Origin of the sequence: Halovenus carboxidivorans (assembly GCF_009831575.1) — an archaeon.
In the GTDB taxonomy this organism is placed as follows: Archaea; Halobacteriota; Halobacteria; order Halobacteriales; family Haloarculaceae; genus Halovenus; species Halovenus carboxidivorans.
Map to the genome: position 1 here is coordinate 19,553 of NZ_WUUT01000005.1, position 16,140 is coordinate 35,692.

The window sequence follows — 16,140 nt, forward strand, 5'->3', positions numbered from 1 at the left end:
AGACACGGAATCGGGGTAATTCGGACCTACTCAGGACTGTGCCGACCGTTCGGTTTCGATCGTCGCAGTGAGCGTCACAGCCGATTCCAGCGCCCCCGTCAGCGGGGCGACGACCGGGTACGTCACCGGCAGGTTCGTGTAGAGATACGACGGGATGTCCGGTTCGGTGATCGGCAGCGACAGCGCCCGACGGCCGTCGACGATCTCTGACTGCCGCTGGTCGATGAGGTCGTGACAGCGGGATTCGAGCACGCTGAGCCGTCTCCGATAGCTATCGAGAAGCTTCGGTGTCTCCTGCGTCGTCGCGGCGCTGTCCAGGCTAGCGATCCCGTCGACGACGGACTCGACCGGGTCTCGGAACCGCTGGATCGACTCTCGCTCCTCGAGAAGTGCGTCCCGGAGGCGTTCGCGCTGGTCGATCAGATCCTCCGTCGCGACGACGACAGCCTGCTTGTGATGTCTCTCGAAGACCTGTCCGGTGGTCAGAAGCGTCGCGATGTCGGGGCCGTACTCCATGCGGACACTTTCCTCGAAGGACTCGCCGTACTCCTCGTCGTAGTGTGCGAGATCCATCACCGTCGCCTGGTAGGCTTCCCGGACCGAGCGAAACGGATCTTTGCGGGCGGATTGTGAACAGAGATGGGGGGCCCCGCCAGTAGACGGGGCGGATACGGAAAGCTCCTCGACGTGGCGGAGAAACGCTCGGAACGCATCCGCTTCGGCGGCGAGAATCGATTGCTCCGATTCGATGAGTTCGAGAGCGTCGTCGAAGTACAGGTCTGGAGCCGAACCGCTCTGAGTGGCCATGTCTCACCGGACGGTCATCCGGATATTAACCGCTTCTAGGAGAATTACTTGGGGTTTACCGGAGCTATGGAGCGGTATATATCCGGGCGACAGCAACCGGTCTCCATCTGCGTGTGACGCAGTGGAGACGAGTACGGGGTGGTGTCATTCGATACAGACGGTGTCGCGTCGCGAACCGATCAGAGACCCGTTCGTAACCGCACACGTCAGTTTTCTGGTGATGTTTCGATCACGTCTGTCGAGCGGGGTCGCTGGATACGGGACGGCTATGCTCGGTGAAACCGGTCAGGAGTCGCCGGCTTCTTCGAGGACGACCGCCGCGAGTCGACTCTTCCGGTGGGACGTCTGGAGGTGGACGTAGACATCGTCACGCTCCTCGGCGCCGAACTCGCAAATCGGGCAGGTTCGGGGGGGATCCGCGGATTGGTCGGAGTGTGGGCTCGATCGTTCGCGGGGGACGGCCGGGTGTGACATACACACGTTCGTTGCGAAGCCGGCAGTAAAGCCGTTTCTAGGAGGGTAACGGGAGCGAACAGAGTGGTCCGAACCGCTCGGTAGCGGCAGTTAGGCGTGCACTCGGTCGGTGACGAAAACGGCGGCACCGGGGCGGGTGCCGGGACGTGTCCGCGAAAGCGACGAGAGGTGACCGGTGAGTGGCTGGAATGGAAGGTCGATGTCGACGAGACACTGTCGTGACACGCAGTGGTCTGGAGACGCGTCGCCAGAGATTGGCTGTACTGCGGACACGCCATCACCAACTGCTCCGGGGAGTATAATAAACGCCACTAGTTGGTGTCCGTAATCGTACGTAGTCACCTGTCCCGCTGGGTGTGTCTGTGAAGCGATTATTCGGTTCGCTCGCCCGGGATGATCCGCCACGTGTCGACGATCACACCGTCGACGCCGCCGGCCTTCAACCGCCTGACCCCCGCCTCGGTCGGAACCGTCCACGCGTTGACCGACATCCCGTGTTCGTGTGCCCGCCGGATGTCGGCCGCATCTGTGATGGCGTACCGCGGATGGACGAACGCACACCCGAGGTCCAGCGCCGTCTGCAGTCCTGCCTCGAAGGAGTGGGCGAACAGGAATGCGGTCGGGATCGAGTGCCCCTGAAACGGGGCAAGTGCAGCGGGATCGAACGACGAAACGATCAACTCGGCGTCCGAGTCGGCGAGGGCATCGAGGACAGCACCGGCCACGTCCGCCCGCTTGAGTTCGACGTTGACTCCTGTATCCTCCGGAAGCGCGTCGAGTACCTCCCCCAGCGTCGGAATCGACTGATCGCTGTCACCGACTGTCAGCGTCGTGAGTTCCTCGTAGTCGAAGTCGGCTACGGCTCCGGTCGCATCCGTCAGTCTGTCGACGGTGTCGTCGTGAAAGACGACGAGTTCCCCGGAGCGACAGCGTTGCACGTCGATTTCGATCAGGTCGACGTGGGGAGCACAGCCGCGGATCGCCGCCAGCGTGTTCTCGGGGAACTCGGCCGCACAGCCACGGTGACCGATGACCTGCATATCTGTACCCAGTCGACTCGGCGAGAAGTATCTGTGGATCAGACCGAACGGGAGCCCTCTGGTGCGGAGTCCGAAGTACAGTCTGACCCGCGACAGGACATCGAACCGGGAGACACCGTGACGCTCTCCTGGGACCCGGACAGCGGCGAGGCGAGATACCACTCCGCCGAGACGGAACCGGCGGATCGAGAACTGCAGACGGGCCGGTGAGAGCCACAAGCGTCGAGTACGAACAGGCCAACTTCGCGACATGAGCGACACGGACGGCGACTCACCGAAGACCACGGCAAAGACGCTACTGGAGGAGACACGGACCTGTACGCTCGCGACGGCCTCGCCCGACGGCGTCCCGGAGGCCGCGACTGTTCGCTTCGTCTCCGACGACGACCTGGACCTCTACGTCACCACGGAGTCGATGTACCGGAAGTGCGACAATATGCGTGCGAACCCGGCCGTTGCGGTCGTCGTCGACGGCACGCAGGGAAACCTGCAACTCTCCGGGACGGCGACGGAAATCGGCGGCCGGGCTGTCGACGAGTTCGAGCGGCGGTATCTCGACAAGTACGGCCCGAGTCCGTATCTGACCGACGAGGAGAGCGTCTTCTTCCGAATCGAAACAGACTGGGGGCGACTCCTCGTCGACGGGACTTACCCCCCGACGTACGAGATGATCCTCGGCGACGGACAGACCGACCCGCTCGGGTAGCGCCCGTCGCACTCTCGTCGCTCGGATCGGTCCCGCGAGCGCTACCGCTCGTTTTATGACGAATTGTGCGCTACCGCAACTATGACCACCAGCGTTCCTGCAAGCGAGTTCGAGTCTCGTATCCAGGCGATTCGAGAGCGTCTCGACGCGGCCGAAGCCGACGCGGCCGTCTGGTTCAACGCGACCAGCATCGAGTACGTCACCGGCTTTCATCACATCCAGACCGAGCGGCCGGTCGTGCTCGGAGTGTCGACTGATCGCATCGAACTCACCGTCCCACGGCTGGAGGTCGAACGAGTCGAGGGGAACCCGCGTATCGACGAGGTGCACAGCTACTTCGACTATCCGGGGGGCGACCCGATCCAGACGGCCGCCGAGATGCTCTCGGAGATGGGCGTCGAGTCCGTACTCGCGGACATGGACGGCGCTCCGGGCGTGATGGGCTACGAGGGGCCGCCACTCAGCGAGTTCCTCACCGTCGACGATCAGGACTGGGTCGGGGAGATGCGCGAGGCGAAATCAGAGACGGAGATCGAACTGATCCGGGAGTCCGCGAAGTGGGGGAACCTCGCCCACCGGTATCTGGCCGACCTCACGGCGGTCGGTGCCCACCCGGTCACCGTCAGCCAGGAGGCGTCGACGAAAGCCTCCCGCGCCATGCTGGATACGCTCGGCTCGGAGTACGCCGTCCGCGAACGCGGCGACGGACCGGTCCACGCCGGGTACATCAGCGGCGAGGAGACGGCACTGCCACACGGACACACCCCCAACGAACGGCTCTCCCGGGGCGACGTGCTCATCACCGGCACGACGGCGAACGTCGACGGCTACTACTCAGAACTCGAACGGACGATGTTCGTCGGCGAGGCCTCCGACGAGGACGAGCATTACTTCGAGTTGATGCTCGAAGCCCAGGAAGTCGCCTTCGACGCGATGGGGCCGGGCGTCCCGGTCAGCGACGTCGACGAGGCCGTGTGGGAGTACTTCGAGGAGCAGGGGATCACGGAGTTCGCGCGACACCACGTCGGTCACAACATCGGCCTGGGGGCCCACGAACCGCCGTACATCGACCGCGGGAGCGACGCGACGATGGAACCGGGCCACGTCTACACCATCGAACCGGGCATCTACACCGAGGACGCCGGCTACCGTCACTCCGATACCGTCGCGATCACCGAGGACGGACTCGATTTCCTCACGCAGTTCCCGCGTGATCTGGAGTCGAACATCGTCCGAGACGAGTCGACGTATCTCGACTGACGGATCGACCCGGAACAGACTGAGAGGGGCGGTCGGCTGTCCCCAGAAATGCTTTTCATCCGGTGGCTGCATAGATCAATCCATGTACGTCCGGGATGCGAAAAACCGTGATGAGGTCTGGTTACTCGATCAGATCGACGCAATGGAGCTCGACGAGACAGCGTTTCGGTCCCGGGATTACGTCATCGCCGTCGACGAACACACCGGCGAGCGGGCGGGCTTCGGTCGCATCCGCATCCACAAGACCGACGACGAGGAATACTGCGAGCTGACCAGCATCGGCGTGATCCCCGAGTGGCGTGAACAGGGAGTCGGGGCGCACGTCGTCGAACGGCTGGTCACCACGGCCCGCGACAACGGCTTCGAGACCGTCTACTCGCTGACGAGCGAAACCTCGTATCTCACGCAGTTCGGGTTCTCTCCCGTCGAACCGGCACGGCTACCCGACCCGCTCCAGCGCCGACTCGAAGCGAAACAGGACGGCATCGATCCGGGCGCTGTCCCCCTCCGGATCGATGTCGAGCGGTTCAGGATGCCCGGTCACCTCCGGGAGGCGTTCAAAAACGCCCGGTCCGAACCGGAAGAGGAGCAGGAACCACAGGAAGGCCCGGAGGACTTCGGGATCGATCCCGAGGAGACCAGCTACAAGTACGATACCGGGTGAGTCCGGCCCGGGCTGGCGGCGTGTGGAAACACATATTTTCTCGGTCGCCCATTGGCTAACGAATGGTCTCGTCGGAGCGGTCACAGTCCGAAACAGTCGGGATCGTACTCCTGACTGCGGTCGTCGTCGTGACCGCGACGACAGCCGGGCTGTTCGTCCTCTCCGATACCGACGACCGACGGGAGGGAGACCCCCTCGCGAACGTCGAGGTGACGCCGACGGCCTCGGGGATCGAACTGGCACACCAGGGCGGCGACGAGTTCAACGCCAGCCGGATTCGGGTGGTCGTCGAACGCGAGTCCGGTCCCGACCAGCGGTTCGTCCTCGCGGAGGCGTTCGATCCGGTCGACGGCGATGGCGACCAGTTCGCTCCGGGACAGCGGTGGGTGCAGTCGACCGGCGACAGCTATCAGGGGAGAGTCGACGTGACCGTCGTCGCGGTCGACCGCGGTCAGATCCTCGCTCGGGCTACCGCGGTCGTCGGTTCCGCGGGGCTCGAACTCGATGTCGAGGAGACGACAATCAGCGACGCCGGATCGACGAACTACACGGTGACACAGCTGTTCGAGCAGGCCGAGCCCGAGGATGTCACAGCGAACGCGACGGTGACAGTCGGCAACGAGTCCGTTCTCGATGTCGACGCGGCGAACGCGACGCTCGTCGGCAACAACACCGGGTCGACGACTGTCACGGCCACGTACGACGGTGAAACGAGCAACACCATCGAAGTCGATGTCGTCGAAGACGGCTCGCTCGAAGTCGTCGCCTTCGAGCACGACAATCCCGTCGTGCCCGGAGACGTACTGAACATCACCGTGACCGTCCGCAACTCGGGCGCGACGGCGGCGAGTGGGACGGTCAGCATCCAGCGCAAACGCGGCAGAGCCGCGGGGTTCTCGCCGTCTGGACTCTCCGAGGAACTGCGTCTCGATGGGGGCGAGACGACCGACGTCGAGTTCGACTACCGGGTGGTCCGGGCCGATGCGGTCGTCTCGCTGTTCAGACTGCGAGCCGTCACCGCCGACGACCGCAGAGGCAGAGGGGACGACATCGAAGCCAGACTCCCGACGGCGAACGTTCAGGTCGATGCGCTCTCACTCTCGGACACTCCGCCGTACGTGGTCGGTGAGCCACTCACCGCGGAGGTGACGCTCCGAAATGCCGGGGAACGGGCCGCGACGGGCGACCCGGTCAACCTGACTCTCGGCTCGAAGCGAACACGGGCCACAGTGTCGGGACTCGCACCCGGACAGACCGATACCGTCTCGCTGTCAGTGACGCCGACAGCCCCGGGTCGGGACAGGAGGCTCACCGTCCGCACGCCCGACGACGCGCAGAATCAGACCGTCGACGTGTTCGAGCCAGCGAGCTTCGAGGTGGCCGCCCTCACGGTGGTCGAAGACCAGGTGCTCACCGGCGAAAACCTGACCGTCCGCGCGGTGATCGAAAACACCGGCGGCCTCGACGGGACCCAGACCGTTGTGCTCGATACGGGGAGTGCGATCAGCCCGGTAGACGGGACGGAGACGGTGACTCTCAGCGGCGGCGAACAGACGACAGTGACCCTGACGGCGACGGGGACCGCTCCCGGGACCGCACCGATCAGCGTCGAGACCGCCAACGACAGTGCCGGAACGAGGGTAACGGTACTCGATCCTCCCGAGTTCAGCCTCGAAGAGGTGCCGGACCGAGTGACGGTGCTCGCGGGAGAGCCGGCGAGCATCGCGTTCACCGTCGTGAACGCCGGCGACGTGGCACAGACCCAGCGTATCGAACTCACGCTCGGCGGTCAGACAGTCGACCGGACGACGGCGCGACTCGCCGGCGGCGAACGCCGCTCCGTGACGCTCAACTGGACCACAGGAGACGACGACGTCGGAACGCAGGCGCTGACTGTGTCGACGGCGAACGAAAGCGAATCCGTCGCCGTCGTCGTGCAGGATCCGATCGGGGACGTGACAATTCTCTCGACGAACGCCCCAATCGAAGAGGGCGAGCGACTCGACGTGACCGCGACGACCGGCGGCGTGTACGGTGACGCGCTTCAGTTGTCCGTCGATGGCTCTCCCGTGAACGCGACCACGGACACTGACGACGAGGTCACACTCTCGTGGGAGGCGGCCCGAGGTGACGCGGGCCGACGGACGGTGACGGTGACGCTGTACGAACTCATCGACCTCGGATTCGTCCAGATTCCGGTGTTCGTCGGCGAAGACAGTACCACGGTGACGGTCGAACCGCCGGTGTTCTCCGTCGGGAACCTCTCCGCACCAGACCGAGCAGCGACTGGTGGCTCCATCACGGTCGGTACGAACGTGGCGAACGAGGGGCTGGTGACGAGCGAGCAGTCCGTCGAACTCCGAATAGGGTCGGATCTGAACGGGACCGCGGGCGAGAGTTACACGGTCCTCGCGGATCGAACGGTCGAGTTAGCGGCTAATACGAGCGAGCGCGTCGCGTTCGCGAACGTGACAGTACCGGACGACACCGACATCGGACGGCGGGAGATCGGAGTCTACACCGAGGACGACGGGGTTACCGCGGAGATTCAGGTTCGTCCCGGGTCGCAGCCGCTGGTCGGTACGGATCAACTCGGGCGTTGATTTGTCCGGAGAGCGCGGGTCCGTCAGCCGCCTTTCGGTGTACCCGAGACTGAACTGTTAAGGCCGCGGATCCGCACGGTAGAGGTATGTTCGATCCCGAAGAACTCGAAGAGATCCAGTCGGCGAAATCGGAGTGGGAGGCCGAGGAAGTCGACCCGACGCTCGAACGGTTCGGGGAGCGAAAGGAGCAGTTCGAGACCGACACGGGCGGTCGACCGGTCAAGCGACTCTACACACCGAACGACATCGCTGACCTCGATTACAACGAGGATCTCGGATTTCCGGGCCGGGAGCCGTACACCCGCGGCGTCTATTCGACGGGCCATCGCGGTCGGCTCTGGACGATGCGTCAGTACGCCGGGATGGGGACCGCCGCCGAGACGAACGAGCGATTCCACTACCTCCTAGACGAGGGCCAGACCGGGCTGTCGATGGCGTTCGATCTCCCGACGCAGATGGGCTACGACTCCGACGACGCGATGGCGGCCGGTGAGGTCGGCAAGTCCGGCGTCGCAATCGACTCGCTGCGGGACATGGAGCGCGTGTTCGAGGGGATCCCCCTCGACGAAGTCTCGACGAGCATGACGATCAACGCGCCGGCGTCGGTTCTGCTCGCGATGTACATCGCCGTCGGCGACCAGCAGGGCGTCGACCGCTCGGAGCTCCGCGGGACGATTCAAAACGACGTGCTCAAGGAGTACATCGCGCGGAACACCTACATCTACCCGCCGGAGCCGTCGATGCGGATCATCACCGACATCTTCGAGTTCTGCGCCGAGGAGACGCCGAAGTTCAACACCATCTCGATCTCCGGCTACCACATCCGCGAGGCCGGCGCGACCGCCGCCCAGGAGATTGCGTTCACGCTCGGCGACGGCATCGATTACGTCCAGGCCGCGGTGGACGCCGGGCTGGACGTCGACGAGTTCGCGCCGCAGTTGTCGTTTTTCTTCGCCGCCCACAACAACATCCTCGAAGAGGTCGCGAAGTTCCGGGCCGCCCGGCGGATGTGGGCGAAGATCATGGACGAACGCTTCGGCGCCGAGAACCCGGCCTCCAAGCAGTTGAAGTTCCACACCCAGACCGCCGGGTCGACGCTGACCGCACAGCAGGTCGAGAACAACGTCGTTCGGGTGGCCTACCAGGCGCTTGCGGCGGTGCTCGGCGGCACGCAGAGCCTGCACACCAACGGCAAAGACGAGGCGCTGTCGCTGCCGACCGAACAGTCCGTCCGGACGGCGCTGCGAACACAGCAGATTCTCGCCCACGAGTCGGGGGCCGCGGACACTATCGACCCGCTCGCGGGAAGTTACTACGTCGAGTCGCTGACCGACGAACTCGAAGCCGAGGCCTTCGAGATCATCGACGAGGTCGACAGCCGCGGCGGGATGACCAAAGCCATCGACAACGGCTGGGTCCAACGGCAGATCCAGGACACGGCCTTCGAGCGCCAGCAGGAGATCGAAAGCGGCGAGCGGATCATCGTCGGCGTCAACGAGTTCCAGGTCGACGAGGAGGAGGAAGTCGACATCGAGGAGGTCTCGAAAGAACAGCAGGAGCGCCAGAAGGAGCGACTGGAGAGCATGCGCGAGGAGCGCGACGACGGACTCGTCGACGAGCGACTGACCGCGCTGGAGGAGGCCGCCCGCGGCGACGAGAACCTGATGCCGTACATCATCGACGCGGTGAAAGCCTACGCGACGACCGGCGAGATCTGTGACGCGATGCGGGCGGTCTTCGGTGAACACAACCAGGGTGGGGCGATGTGAGCGTCGATCACGCCGGAATCGCGACCGACGACGCCGAGGCGATGATCGAACAGTACACCGCGCTGTTCGACTGCACGGTCGCCCACGAGGAGACCTTCGACGGGATGGAGATCAGTTTTCTCGACCTCGGGAACTGTTATTTCGAGGTGATCGAACCGGTCGAGGACGGCGCAATCGCCGCTTATCTCGACGAGAACGGCCCCGGGATCCACCACCTCGCCGTCGAGACGGAAGACATCGAAGCGAGCCTCGAGACGGCCCGTGAACTCGGGATCGATCTCATCGACGACCAGCCCCGACCCGGCGCGTGGGGCCACGACGTGGCGTTTCTCCACCCGGGATCGACCGGCGGCGTTCTTATCGAGTTCGTCGAACACTGAGTGTCAGGACTCGCGGTCCTCGCTCGGCCGGGCCGGTCCGGGCGGTCGAGCGTCGAACTCGAACTCCCCGGCGTTTGACTCCGTGACGGCGGGCGTACTCAGTGACTCCTGAGTGTCCTTCCACTCCCCGACGCCCGAGGGATCGAGATGGATGTGGACATCCCGCACGTCGTCGAGGGTCTGTGCGCTGGTCACCAGCCTCGTCTCCAGGTCGTGGGCCTGCCTGAGTGTCAGGTCGCCGTCGACCTCGACGTGGGCCTCGACTTCGAGTACGGAGCCGTCCCAGAAGACCGCGAGGTCGTGGACACCGTGTACCTCGTCGTGATCGAGCAGCGTCCGGCGTACGTCCTCCCGGCGGTGTCCCGGAGCGGCCTTCCCGGAGAGGTAGGTCAGGTTCTCCCGAGCGATCGAGATTCCCTGGTAGACGACGAGCAGGCTGACGACGCCGCCCGCGACGGCGTCGAGCACTGGGTAGCCGAAGGCGATGCCGGCGACGCCGACCAGCGCCGCGACGGAGGTGTACAGATCGTTGAGGCAGTCGACCGCGAGCGCGTCGAGCGCCGTCGAGCCGATGTCGGCGTTCGTGCGCTCGGTGTACCAGTAGACGAGGTACATGTCGGCCATGGCGAACAGAAGCGCCGCGATCATGTACGGGCTGAACGTGATCGTCGGACTCTCGACGAGACCCAGCACCGACTCGTACAGCAGATTCGCGCCGAGCAAAACGATCACCGCGCCGACGAACAGCGCAGTCAGCGGTTCGATCCGGGCGTGGCCGTGGGGGTGGTCGATGTCGGGGTCGTCGAACCGACTGCCGCCCCACAGCAGGACGACCAGACTCGCGATCAGGTCCGCAATCGAGTGCGCGGCGTCTGCGACCAGCGCCACGCTGCCGAACAGCAGCCCTACCGCGCCCTCGACCAGAATTTTGGCCGCGTTTCCGAGGACGTTCACCCAGGCCGCGCGGGCGAACCGTCGCCTGCTGGCCGCCTCCTCCATAGTCGATTTAGACTGAATCTAACCTTCAATGTTGTCATTAGGCCGGTCGAAACACTGGCTTCGACGGCTCTGGATGAGAGATAGAAAGTTACTAACAAGCCGCAACAAAAATCGAAGTTATGGGTGACGGCGAGGGGTTCGAGAGCTGGCTCGGCGCGGACCTGACCTATCTCGTCCTCGCTCTCCTCTCGCCGGTTGCGGTCGTCCCGCTTTTGATCCTCGGCGTGATCTGGGTACTGGTGTTCGGCATCCCCTTCCTCATCGTCGACTGGCTGCTGTCGACGCTGCTCGGGGAAGGACTCGTCTACACGCTCGTCACGTTCGTCGCGCTGCTCGTCTTCGTCGGTGTCTACTTCGGATTCATAGCGGCCTATCTGTGGGGATTCGTCCTGATCGCCCCCTCGGACTTACCGTCTGCGCCGCTCCGACGTGCCCTGTGGGCCGGTGTTCCGGTCGTTCTGGCGGTAGCAATCGGATACTGGATACTGACCGGTGCCGAGATCACCACGCGCACCGAGTTTATCCTCATGTTCACCGCAGTCGGCTTCGCAGCGATGGTGATCGTCAGTCGGGCGCGGGTGATACTCACTCGGCTGGCCGGAGCCGTCGGAACCGAACCGGTCGGGTTGTCGGGATATTTCTCCATGTTCGCCGTCGTCGCCGGCGTCATCGAGGTCGTGACGCTGTTTTTCGATCTGCCGGGGCTGGTCGGGCAGGATCCCTCCGACTGGGCCGGGATGATCCTGGTGTACATCCTCCCCTTGCTCGTGGTCGGGCTGTTTCAGGAACTCGGGGTCGTCGCAGAATCGAGCGACAGCGTCTCGCTCTCCGAGTTCGCGGACCAGACGCCGCTGTTTTTCGACGCGACCACCGGCGAGGGGATGTTCGTCTCGCTGGTGATCGCGTTCGTCGGGCTCCCGCTCGCGCTGTCGGCGCTCGAACTCTCCTGGTACGGGGGTCGACTCGGCGTTCGGGCGGCCCGCGGCGGCGAGTTGGATCTGCCCACGTTCGCCCGAAGCGACGGGTCGGCCGATAGCTCGGGGAAGCAGGACGACCCTTCCCTCGGGACTCGAATCGTCTCTCAGACCAGCAGCCTCCTCGGAAACCGGGAGGAACCTGACCGGACACAGCGGGAGACGACGACACAGCAGCCGACGGCGGACCGCGGGCTGTCGGAATGTTACCCCGAACTGTTGGCAAGTGACGGGAGCCTCGACGTGGGACAGGTCGAGGACAGCGCATCGTATACGGCGAGTGACGCTGTCGCGGTGTACACCCGCAGTCGAAGCGGGCGTGACGGGACTCGTCTCCTCACGCCGAATCCGGAGCGGCGGGTCACGGATGCCGTCGAGGAGGCGTTTCTCGACCGGGTCCGAACGTGGCAGACCGTCAGTTCACATCCGAACGTCTGTACCGTCTACGAGTTCGGACGCGACCCGCAGCCGTGGGTGCTGGCCGAAAACCCCGCCGGAGTGCGGTTGGCGGAGTCGCTACTCGAACTGGACGTCGAGAGAGGTCTCGACGTCTTGCAGGACACCGCCGAGGCAGTTCGCCAGATTGGGCTGTACAACGAGGTTCACTCGAACGTCTCTCCGAGTCACATCTGGCTCGTCGACGACGACGGCCCCTCCGTCCGCGTCGACGACTGGGGAGTCGAACGGGCGGTCCGCTGGGCGCTCGGGGAAGATTTCCTGACGCCGTACACCGCCCCGGAACAGATCCGCGGGACGGCCGTGAACGAGCGGACCGATGTCTACGGGCTCGGGGCCGTTGCCTACCACGTTCTCAGCGAGCGACCGCCCGTCAATCGGGATCGGGACGCAATCTTAGCCGGAGAGTTCGACCCGCCGAGCGCGGTGGCGTCCGGGGCCGAGCGCGAACGGATCGAGCCGTTCGACGAGCCGATCATGACCGCGTTACGGAGAGACGCCGACCAGCGCCACCGGACGGTCCAGGCGTTCAAGCAGGCGCTACTGCGCGCGGAGCGGGGTTAAAAGAACACCGACAGCAGCCGCCCGATAACGCCGGATGGGGGCGGCGATTGCCCGTCGCCGTACTCCTCGTAGAGATACTCGACGATGTCGTCGCTTTCGGGCATGCCTTCGATCCCGTTGGTTCGGTCGACCAGCACCGGGACCTGATACTGACCGCTGACCTCGTAGACCTCGCTGCGCTGGCTCCGCGAACTTGGCACCGACCGCGACTCGTACGAGAGGTCGAGATCGGAGAGCGCACGGCGCACTTTCGCACAGTAGGGGCAACTCTGGAGTTCGTACAGGACCAGATCGGGATTGCGCTCGCTCATACTCGTACGGACGGCCGCCTCGTACAAAAAGAAAAACCGGGCGTGCCCGCCGGCCGCACAGCGGAGTGAGTCGCTTCGCTGAGACGACTGCGGGACGACACAGAACGGCCGTACGCAGTCTGAACGCGGCCGGTCGGAACGATACCAACAGCCCTTATTCGCTCGACCGGGTAGTACGAGTGTGACCGATTCGCTGTTTAGTTCGTTTTCGCTGCGTGGCACCGAGTTCAGAAACCGAGTGATGCTCTCGCCGATGTGCCAGTACTCCTCGGAGGACGGACTGGCCAACGAGTGGCACCGCGTCCACCTCGGCACGCGCGCGGTCGGCGGTGCAGGAATGGTGATGATGGAAGCGACCGCGGTCGAACCTGACGGCCGGATTACGCCCCACGACCACGGCATCTGGTCCGACGAGCACGCCGAGGCGCTCGAACCGATCACGGAGTTCATGCGCTCGCAGGGGGCGATGCCGGGCATTCAACTCGCCCACGCGGGCCGGAAGGCCTCGACGAGACGACCGTGGGAGGGGCGCGGACCGATCCAGCCCGAGGACGGCGGCTGGGAAGTGCTCGCGCCCTCCGAGAAGCCGTATCCCCACGAGGAGGGGACAGTGCCGACTCGTCGGATGGACACCGGCGACATCGACGCCCTCATCGAGCAGTTCGGCGCGGCCGCCGAACGCGCCCTCGATGCCGGCTTCGAGGTGGCCGAGGTCCACGCGGCCCACGGCTATCTCCTCCACGAGTTCCTCTCGCCGGTGACGAACGACCGCGAGGACGAGTACGGCGGGAGTTTCGAGAACCGAACGCGGCTGGTACGGGAGGTGACCGAGCGCGTTCGGTCGGTCTGGCCGGACGACAAACCCGTCTTCGTCCGGATCTCGGCGAGCGACTGGCTTCCCGACCGGCCCTCCTGGGACATCGAGCAGTCCGTCCGTCTGGCCGACCAACTGGACGACCTCGGCGCGGATCTGATCGACGTTTCCGGCGGCGGCATCCACCCCGATCAGCGGATTCCGAGCACCGGACCGGGCTATCAGGTGCCATACGCAGAGGAGATCCGTTCGGAGACGGACATCCCAGTTGCGACCGTCGGCGGAATCACCGAACCGGAGCACGCGGACGCGCTGGTACGCAACGAGCGGGCCGATCTGGTCGCGCTCGGCCGGGAGATGCTCCGGAACCCGTACTGGCCGTTGCAGGCCGCTCACGAACTCGGCGAGGAGATCGAGTGGCCGCCGCAGTACCGCCGCGGCCGGTTCGACCGCGCCTAGGAGTCCCACGACCCCTCGGGCGGAGTCGTAGTCACGGCGCTCGTATCCAGCGGCAACCACTCGCGGGCGCGTTCGACGCCGGCACTGACCGATTGTCCGTCCCCGCGGAAGTGCGCGGGGCCACAGAGCGGATTGACACTGGAGAGTTCCGCGTGTGCGTACACGTCGGTCGTCCCGTCGCCGTTCTCGAAGAGCATGAGGTGAAGTTGCCGGGGTGCGAGCGGTGACTCCCGGTAGACCCACGAGCCGTCTTCCGGACGGCCGTCGAGCGTTTTCAGCCGCGCCATGGGATTGCGGATGAATCCCTCGCCGTAGAGTAGCCGTTCGGTCTCTGCGAGCGAATAATCGAGCGTGCCGGCGTACTCGCCGTCGGTGATCGGACGGGGGCCGCCGTTCTCGTCGACGAGGCCGAAGCTCCGAGAACTCACCCGGCGCAGCGACTCCCACCATCGAGCCTCCGGACCGCGGGTCCACCGAACGGGGAGGGCATACGAGACGACGAACCCGACCGCCGCCCCGAACGCGAGGACGACCGTCGAGAGCCAGCGAGCGAGCACGTGGCCCACTTTCCCGCGGGGCCAGTTAGAACCGGCGGAATAACGAGCCACGGTTACACGTATTCACTTTTAACCCACCCCGGGGCGAACCGGGTAGTATGGTAGTCGACATCGACGACATCGAGACGATCACAGTCATCGGCGCAGGACAGATGGGTCGCGGCATCGGCGCTGTCGCGGCGCTGGCTGGCTACGACGTGTACCTGCAGGACATCGACGAGTCCCAGCTCGAGGAGGCCGAGGAGAACATCGAGTGGTCCTACGGCAAGGCCGTCGACAACGACGCGGCGACAGAGGTGGAGACCGAGGCCGCGCTGGACCGGATCACGTTCACGACCGACCAGGAAGCCGCGGTCAGCGACTCGGAGTTCGTCACCGAAGCCGCCGTCGAACAGCAGGAAGTCAAAGAGGACATCTTCGAGACGCTTGACGAGGTGGCGCCGGAGGAGGCGATTCTGTCGACGAACACCTCGGGGCTGAACATCACCCGGCTGGCGGAGGTGACCGACCGGCCGGAGCAGGTCGTCGGCACCCACTGGTTCAACCCACCGATGTTGATGGATCTCGTCGAGGTCATCATGACCGAGTACGCCCCCGAGGAGGTCGGGGACACCGCCGAGGCACTCGTCGAGTCCTTCGGCAAGACGCCGATTCGTTGCAAGATGGACATCCCCTCGTTCATCGTCAACCGGCTCATGCGGCCCTACGGCGAGGGGCCGGCGTGGATGGTCTACCGCGGCGAACACACCATTCGAGAGATCGACTCGGCCATGAAGTACAAGGAGGGCTTCCCGATGGGGCCGTTCGAACTCGCCGATTACACCGGCGGGATTCAACTTCGCGTCGAGGGCGAACAGGACCACCTCGAAGACGACCGACCGATGTCCTACGACACGGAGGTCTGTCCGATCGTCCACCAGCTCTACGACAAGGGCCGATACGGGCAGAAAGCCGACGCCGGTTACTACGATTACAGCGACGACGACGAGCCGGATATCCCCGTCGACGCCGGACAGGGCTTCGACACCCTGCTGGTCTGGGCACCCATCGTCAACGAGGCCGCGAAGATGGTCGAAAACGACGTCGCGACGCCGGAAGATATCGACACGGGCGCGAAACTCGGCGGGAACTGGCCGCAGGGCCCTCTTGAGAAGGCCGACGAGGTCGGCGCAGACACGATTCTGAAGAAACTGACCGAGGTGGCGAGCCGTCACGAGGACACGAAGAAACTCGCCGAGACGCTGCCCTGTGATCTACTGGTCGAGAAGGCGAAGACCGGCGACACGTTCTACTGATCGACGGC

Annotated in this window: 17 protein-coding genes; 11 read left to right on the plus strand and 6 right to left on the minus strand. The window is 64.8% G+C overall.

What is annotated here, in order from left to right:
• Window positions 1-30: 30 nt before the first annotated feature.
• Both GRX03_RS12510 and GRX03_RS12515 read right to left on the minus strand, forming a co-directional pair.
• Complete coding sequence (locus tag GRX03_RS12510) at window positions 31-807, minus strand: DUF7260 family protein (RefSeq protein WP_159764564.1); 777 nt, start codon at window positions 805-807, stop codon at window positions 31-33.
• A gap of 285 nt (window positions 808-1,092) precedes the next feature.
• The gene (locus tag GRX03_RS12515; RefSeq protein ID WP_159764565.1) at window positions 1,093-1,281 is read right to left on the minus strand and encodes a hypothetical protein; all 189 of its coding nucleotides are present in this window, start codon (window positions 1,279-1,281) and stop codon (window positions 1,093-1,095) included.
• Window positions 1,282-1,377: 96 nt separating this feature from the next.
• Between GRX03_RS12515 and GRX03_RS16920 the strand changes: the two genes are divergently transcribed.
• Window positions 1,378-1,503 (plus strand): hypothetical protein, encoded by a 126-nt coding sequence (locus GRX03_RS16920; protein WP_267902779.1) that lies wholly within the window; start codon window positions 1,378-1,380, stop codon window positions 1,501-1,503.
• A gap of 149 nt (window positions 1,504-1,652) precedes the next feature.
• Here GRX03_RS16920 and GRX03_RS12520 read toward each other — a convergent pair whose 3' ends face one another.
• Complete coding sequence (locus GRX03_RS12520; RefSeq protein ID WP_159764566.1) at window positions 1,653-2,321, minus strand: glycerophosphodiester phosphodiesterase; 669 nt, start codon at window positions 2,319-2,321, stop codon at window positions 1,653-1,655.
• A 33-nt stretch (window positions 2,322-2,354) separates the two neighbouring features.
• Between GRX03_RS12520 and GRX03_RS12525 the strand changes: the two genes are divergently transcribed.
• From GRX03_RS12525 to mce, 7 genes are all read left to right on the plus strand, one after another.
• Window positions 2,355-2,531 carry a TOBE domain-containing protein gene (locus tag GRX03_RS12525; protein WP_159764567.1) on the plus strand — a complete coding sequence of 59 codons (177 nt, stop codon included), beginning with the start codon at window positions 2,355-2,357 and terminating at the stop codon, window positions 2,529-2,531.
• A gap of 40 nt (window positions 2,532-2,571) precedes the next feature.
• Window positions 2,572-3,027 (plus strand): pyridoxamine 5'-phosphate oxidase family protein, encoded by a 456-nt coding sequence (locus GRX03_RS12530; RefSeq protein ID WP_159764568.1) that lies wholly within the window; start codon window positions 2,572-2,574, stop codon window positions 3,025-3,027.
• A gap of 81 nt (window positions 3,028-3,108) precedes the next feature.
• The gene (locus GRX03_RS12535) at window positions 3,109-4,287 is read left to right on the plus strand and encodes a M24 family metallopeptidase (RefSeq protein ID WP_159764569.1); all 1,179 of its coding nucleotides are present in this window, start codon (window positions 3,109-3,111) and stop codon (window positions 4,285-4,287) included.
• Window positions 4,288-4,369: 82 nt separating this feature from the next.
• Entirely contained in the window at window positions 4,370-4,951 is a 582-nt protein-coding gene (locus GRX03_RS12540) for a GNAT family N-acetyltransferase (RefSeq protein ID WP_159764570.1), read from the plus strand.
• Window positions 4,952-5,013: 62 nt separating this feature from the next.
• On the plus strand, window positions 5,014-7,554 hold the full coding sequence (locus tag GRX03_RS12545; RefSeq protein WP_159764571.1) for a CARDB domain-containing protein: 2,541 nt from the start codon (window positions 5,014-5,016) through the stop codon (window positions 7,552-7,554).
• 86 nt (window positions 7,555-7,640) lie between these two features.
• Window positions 7,641-9,323 carry an acyl-CoA mutase large subunit family protein gene (locus GRX03_RS12550; protein WP_159764572.1) on the plus strand — a complete coding sequence of 561 codons (1,683 nt, stop codon included), beginning with the start codon at window positions 7,641-7,643 and terminating at the stop codon, window positions 9,321-9,323.
• Complete coding sequence (gene mce, locus GRX03_RS12555; RefSeq protein ID WP_368278410.1) at window positions 9,320-9,703, plus strand: methylmalonyl-CoA epimerase; 384 nt, start codon at window positions 9,320-9,322, stop codon at window positions 9,701-9,703. The genes GRX03_RS12550 and mce overlap by 4 nt, the downstream gene beginning before the upstream one ends.
• 3 nt (window positions 9,704-9,706) lie before the next feature.
• Here mce and GRX03_RS12560 read toward each other — a convergent pair whose 3' ends face one another.
• Entirely contained in the window at window positions 9,707-10,702 is a 996-nt protein-coding gene (locus tag GRX03_RS12560; protein WP_159764573.1) for a cation diffusion facilitator family transporter, read from the minus strand.
• A gap of 119 nt (window positions 10,703-10,821) precedes the next feature.
• Between GRX03_RS12560 and GRX03_RS12565 the strand changes: the two genes are divergently transcribed.
• Entirely contained in the window at window positions 10,822-12,696 is a 1,875-nt protein-coding gene (locus GRX03_RS12565; protein WP_159764574.1) for a protein kinase domain-containing protein, read from the plus strand.
• On the opposite strand, the gene GRX03_RS12570 is transcribed toward GRX03_RS12565, so the two are convergent.
• On the minus strand, window positions 12,693-13,007 hold the full coding sequence (locus tag GRX03_RS12570; RefSeq protein WP_159764575.1) for a glutathione S-transferase N-terminal domain-containing protein: 315 nt from the start codon (window positions 13,005-13,007) through the stop codon (window positions 12,693-12,695). The genes GRX03_RS12565 and GRX03_RS12570 overlap by 4 nt on opposite strands.
• Before the next feature lie 181 nt (window positions 13,008-13,188).
• On the opposite strand from GRX03_RS12570, the gene GRX03_RS12575 reads away from it, so the two are divergent.
• Complete coding sequence (locus tag GRX03_RS12575) at window positions 13,189-14,280, plus strand: NADH:flavin oxidoreductase/NADH oxidase (RefSeq protein WP_368278413.1); 1,092 nt, start codon at window positions 13,189-13,191, stop codon at window positions 14,278-14,280.
• Here the strand turns inward: GRX03_RS12575 and GRX03_RS12580 are convergent.
• Window positions 14,277-14,837, minus strand: a complete 561-nt coding sequence (locus GRX03_RS12580; protein ID WP_159764576.1) for a hypothetical protein — start codon at window positions 14,835-14,837, stop codon at window positions 14,277-14,279. The two genes, GRX03_RS12575 and GRX03_RS12580, sit on opposite strands and share 4 nt — an antisense overlap.
• A 98-nt stretch (window positions 14,838-14,935) precedes the next feature.
• Here GRX03_RS12580 and GRX03_RS12585 point away from each other — a divergent pair, with 98 nt between their 5' ends.
• Window positions 14,936-16,132, plus strand: a complete 1,197-nt coding sequence (locus GRX03_RS12585; protein ID WP_159764577.1) for a 3-hydroxyacyl-CoA dehydrogenase — start codon at window positions 14,936-14,938, stop codon at window positions 16,130-16,132.
• Window positions 16,133-16,140: the final 8 nt, after the last annotated feature.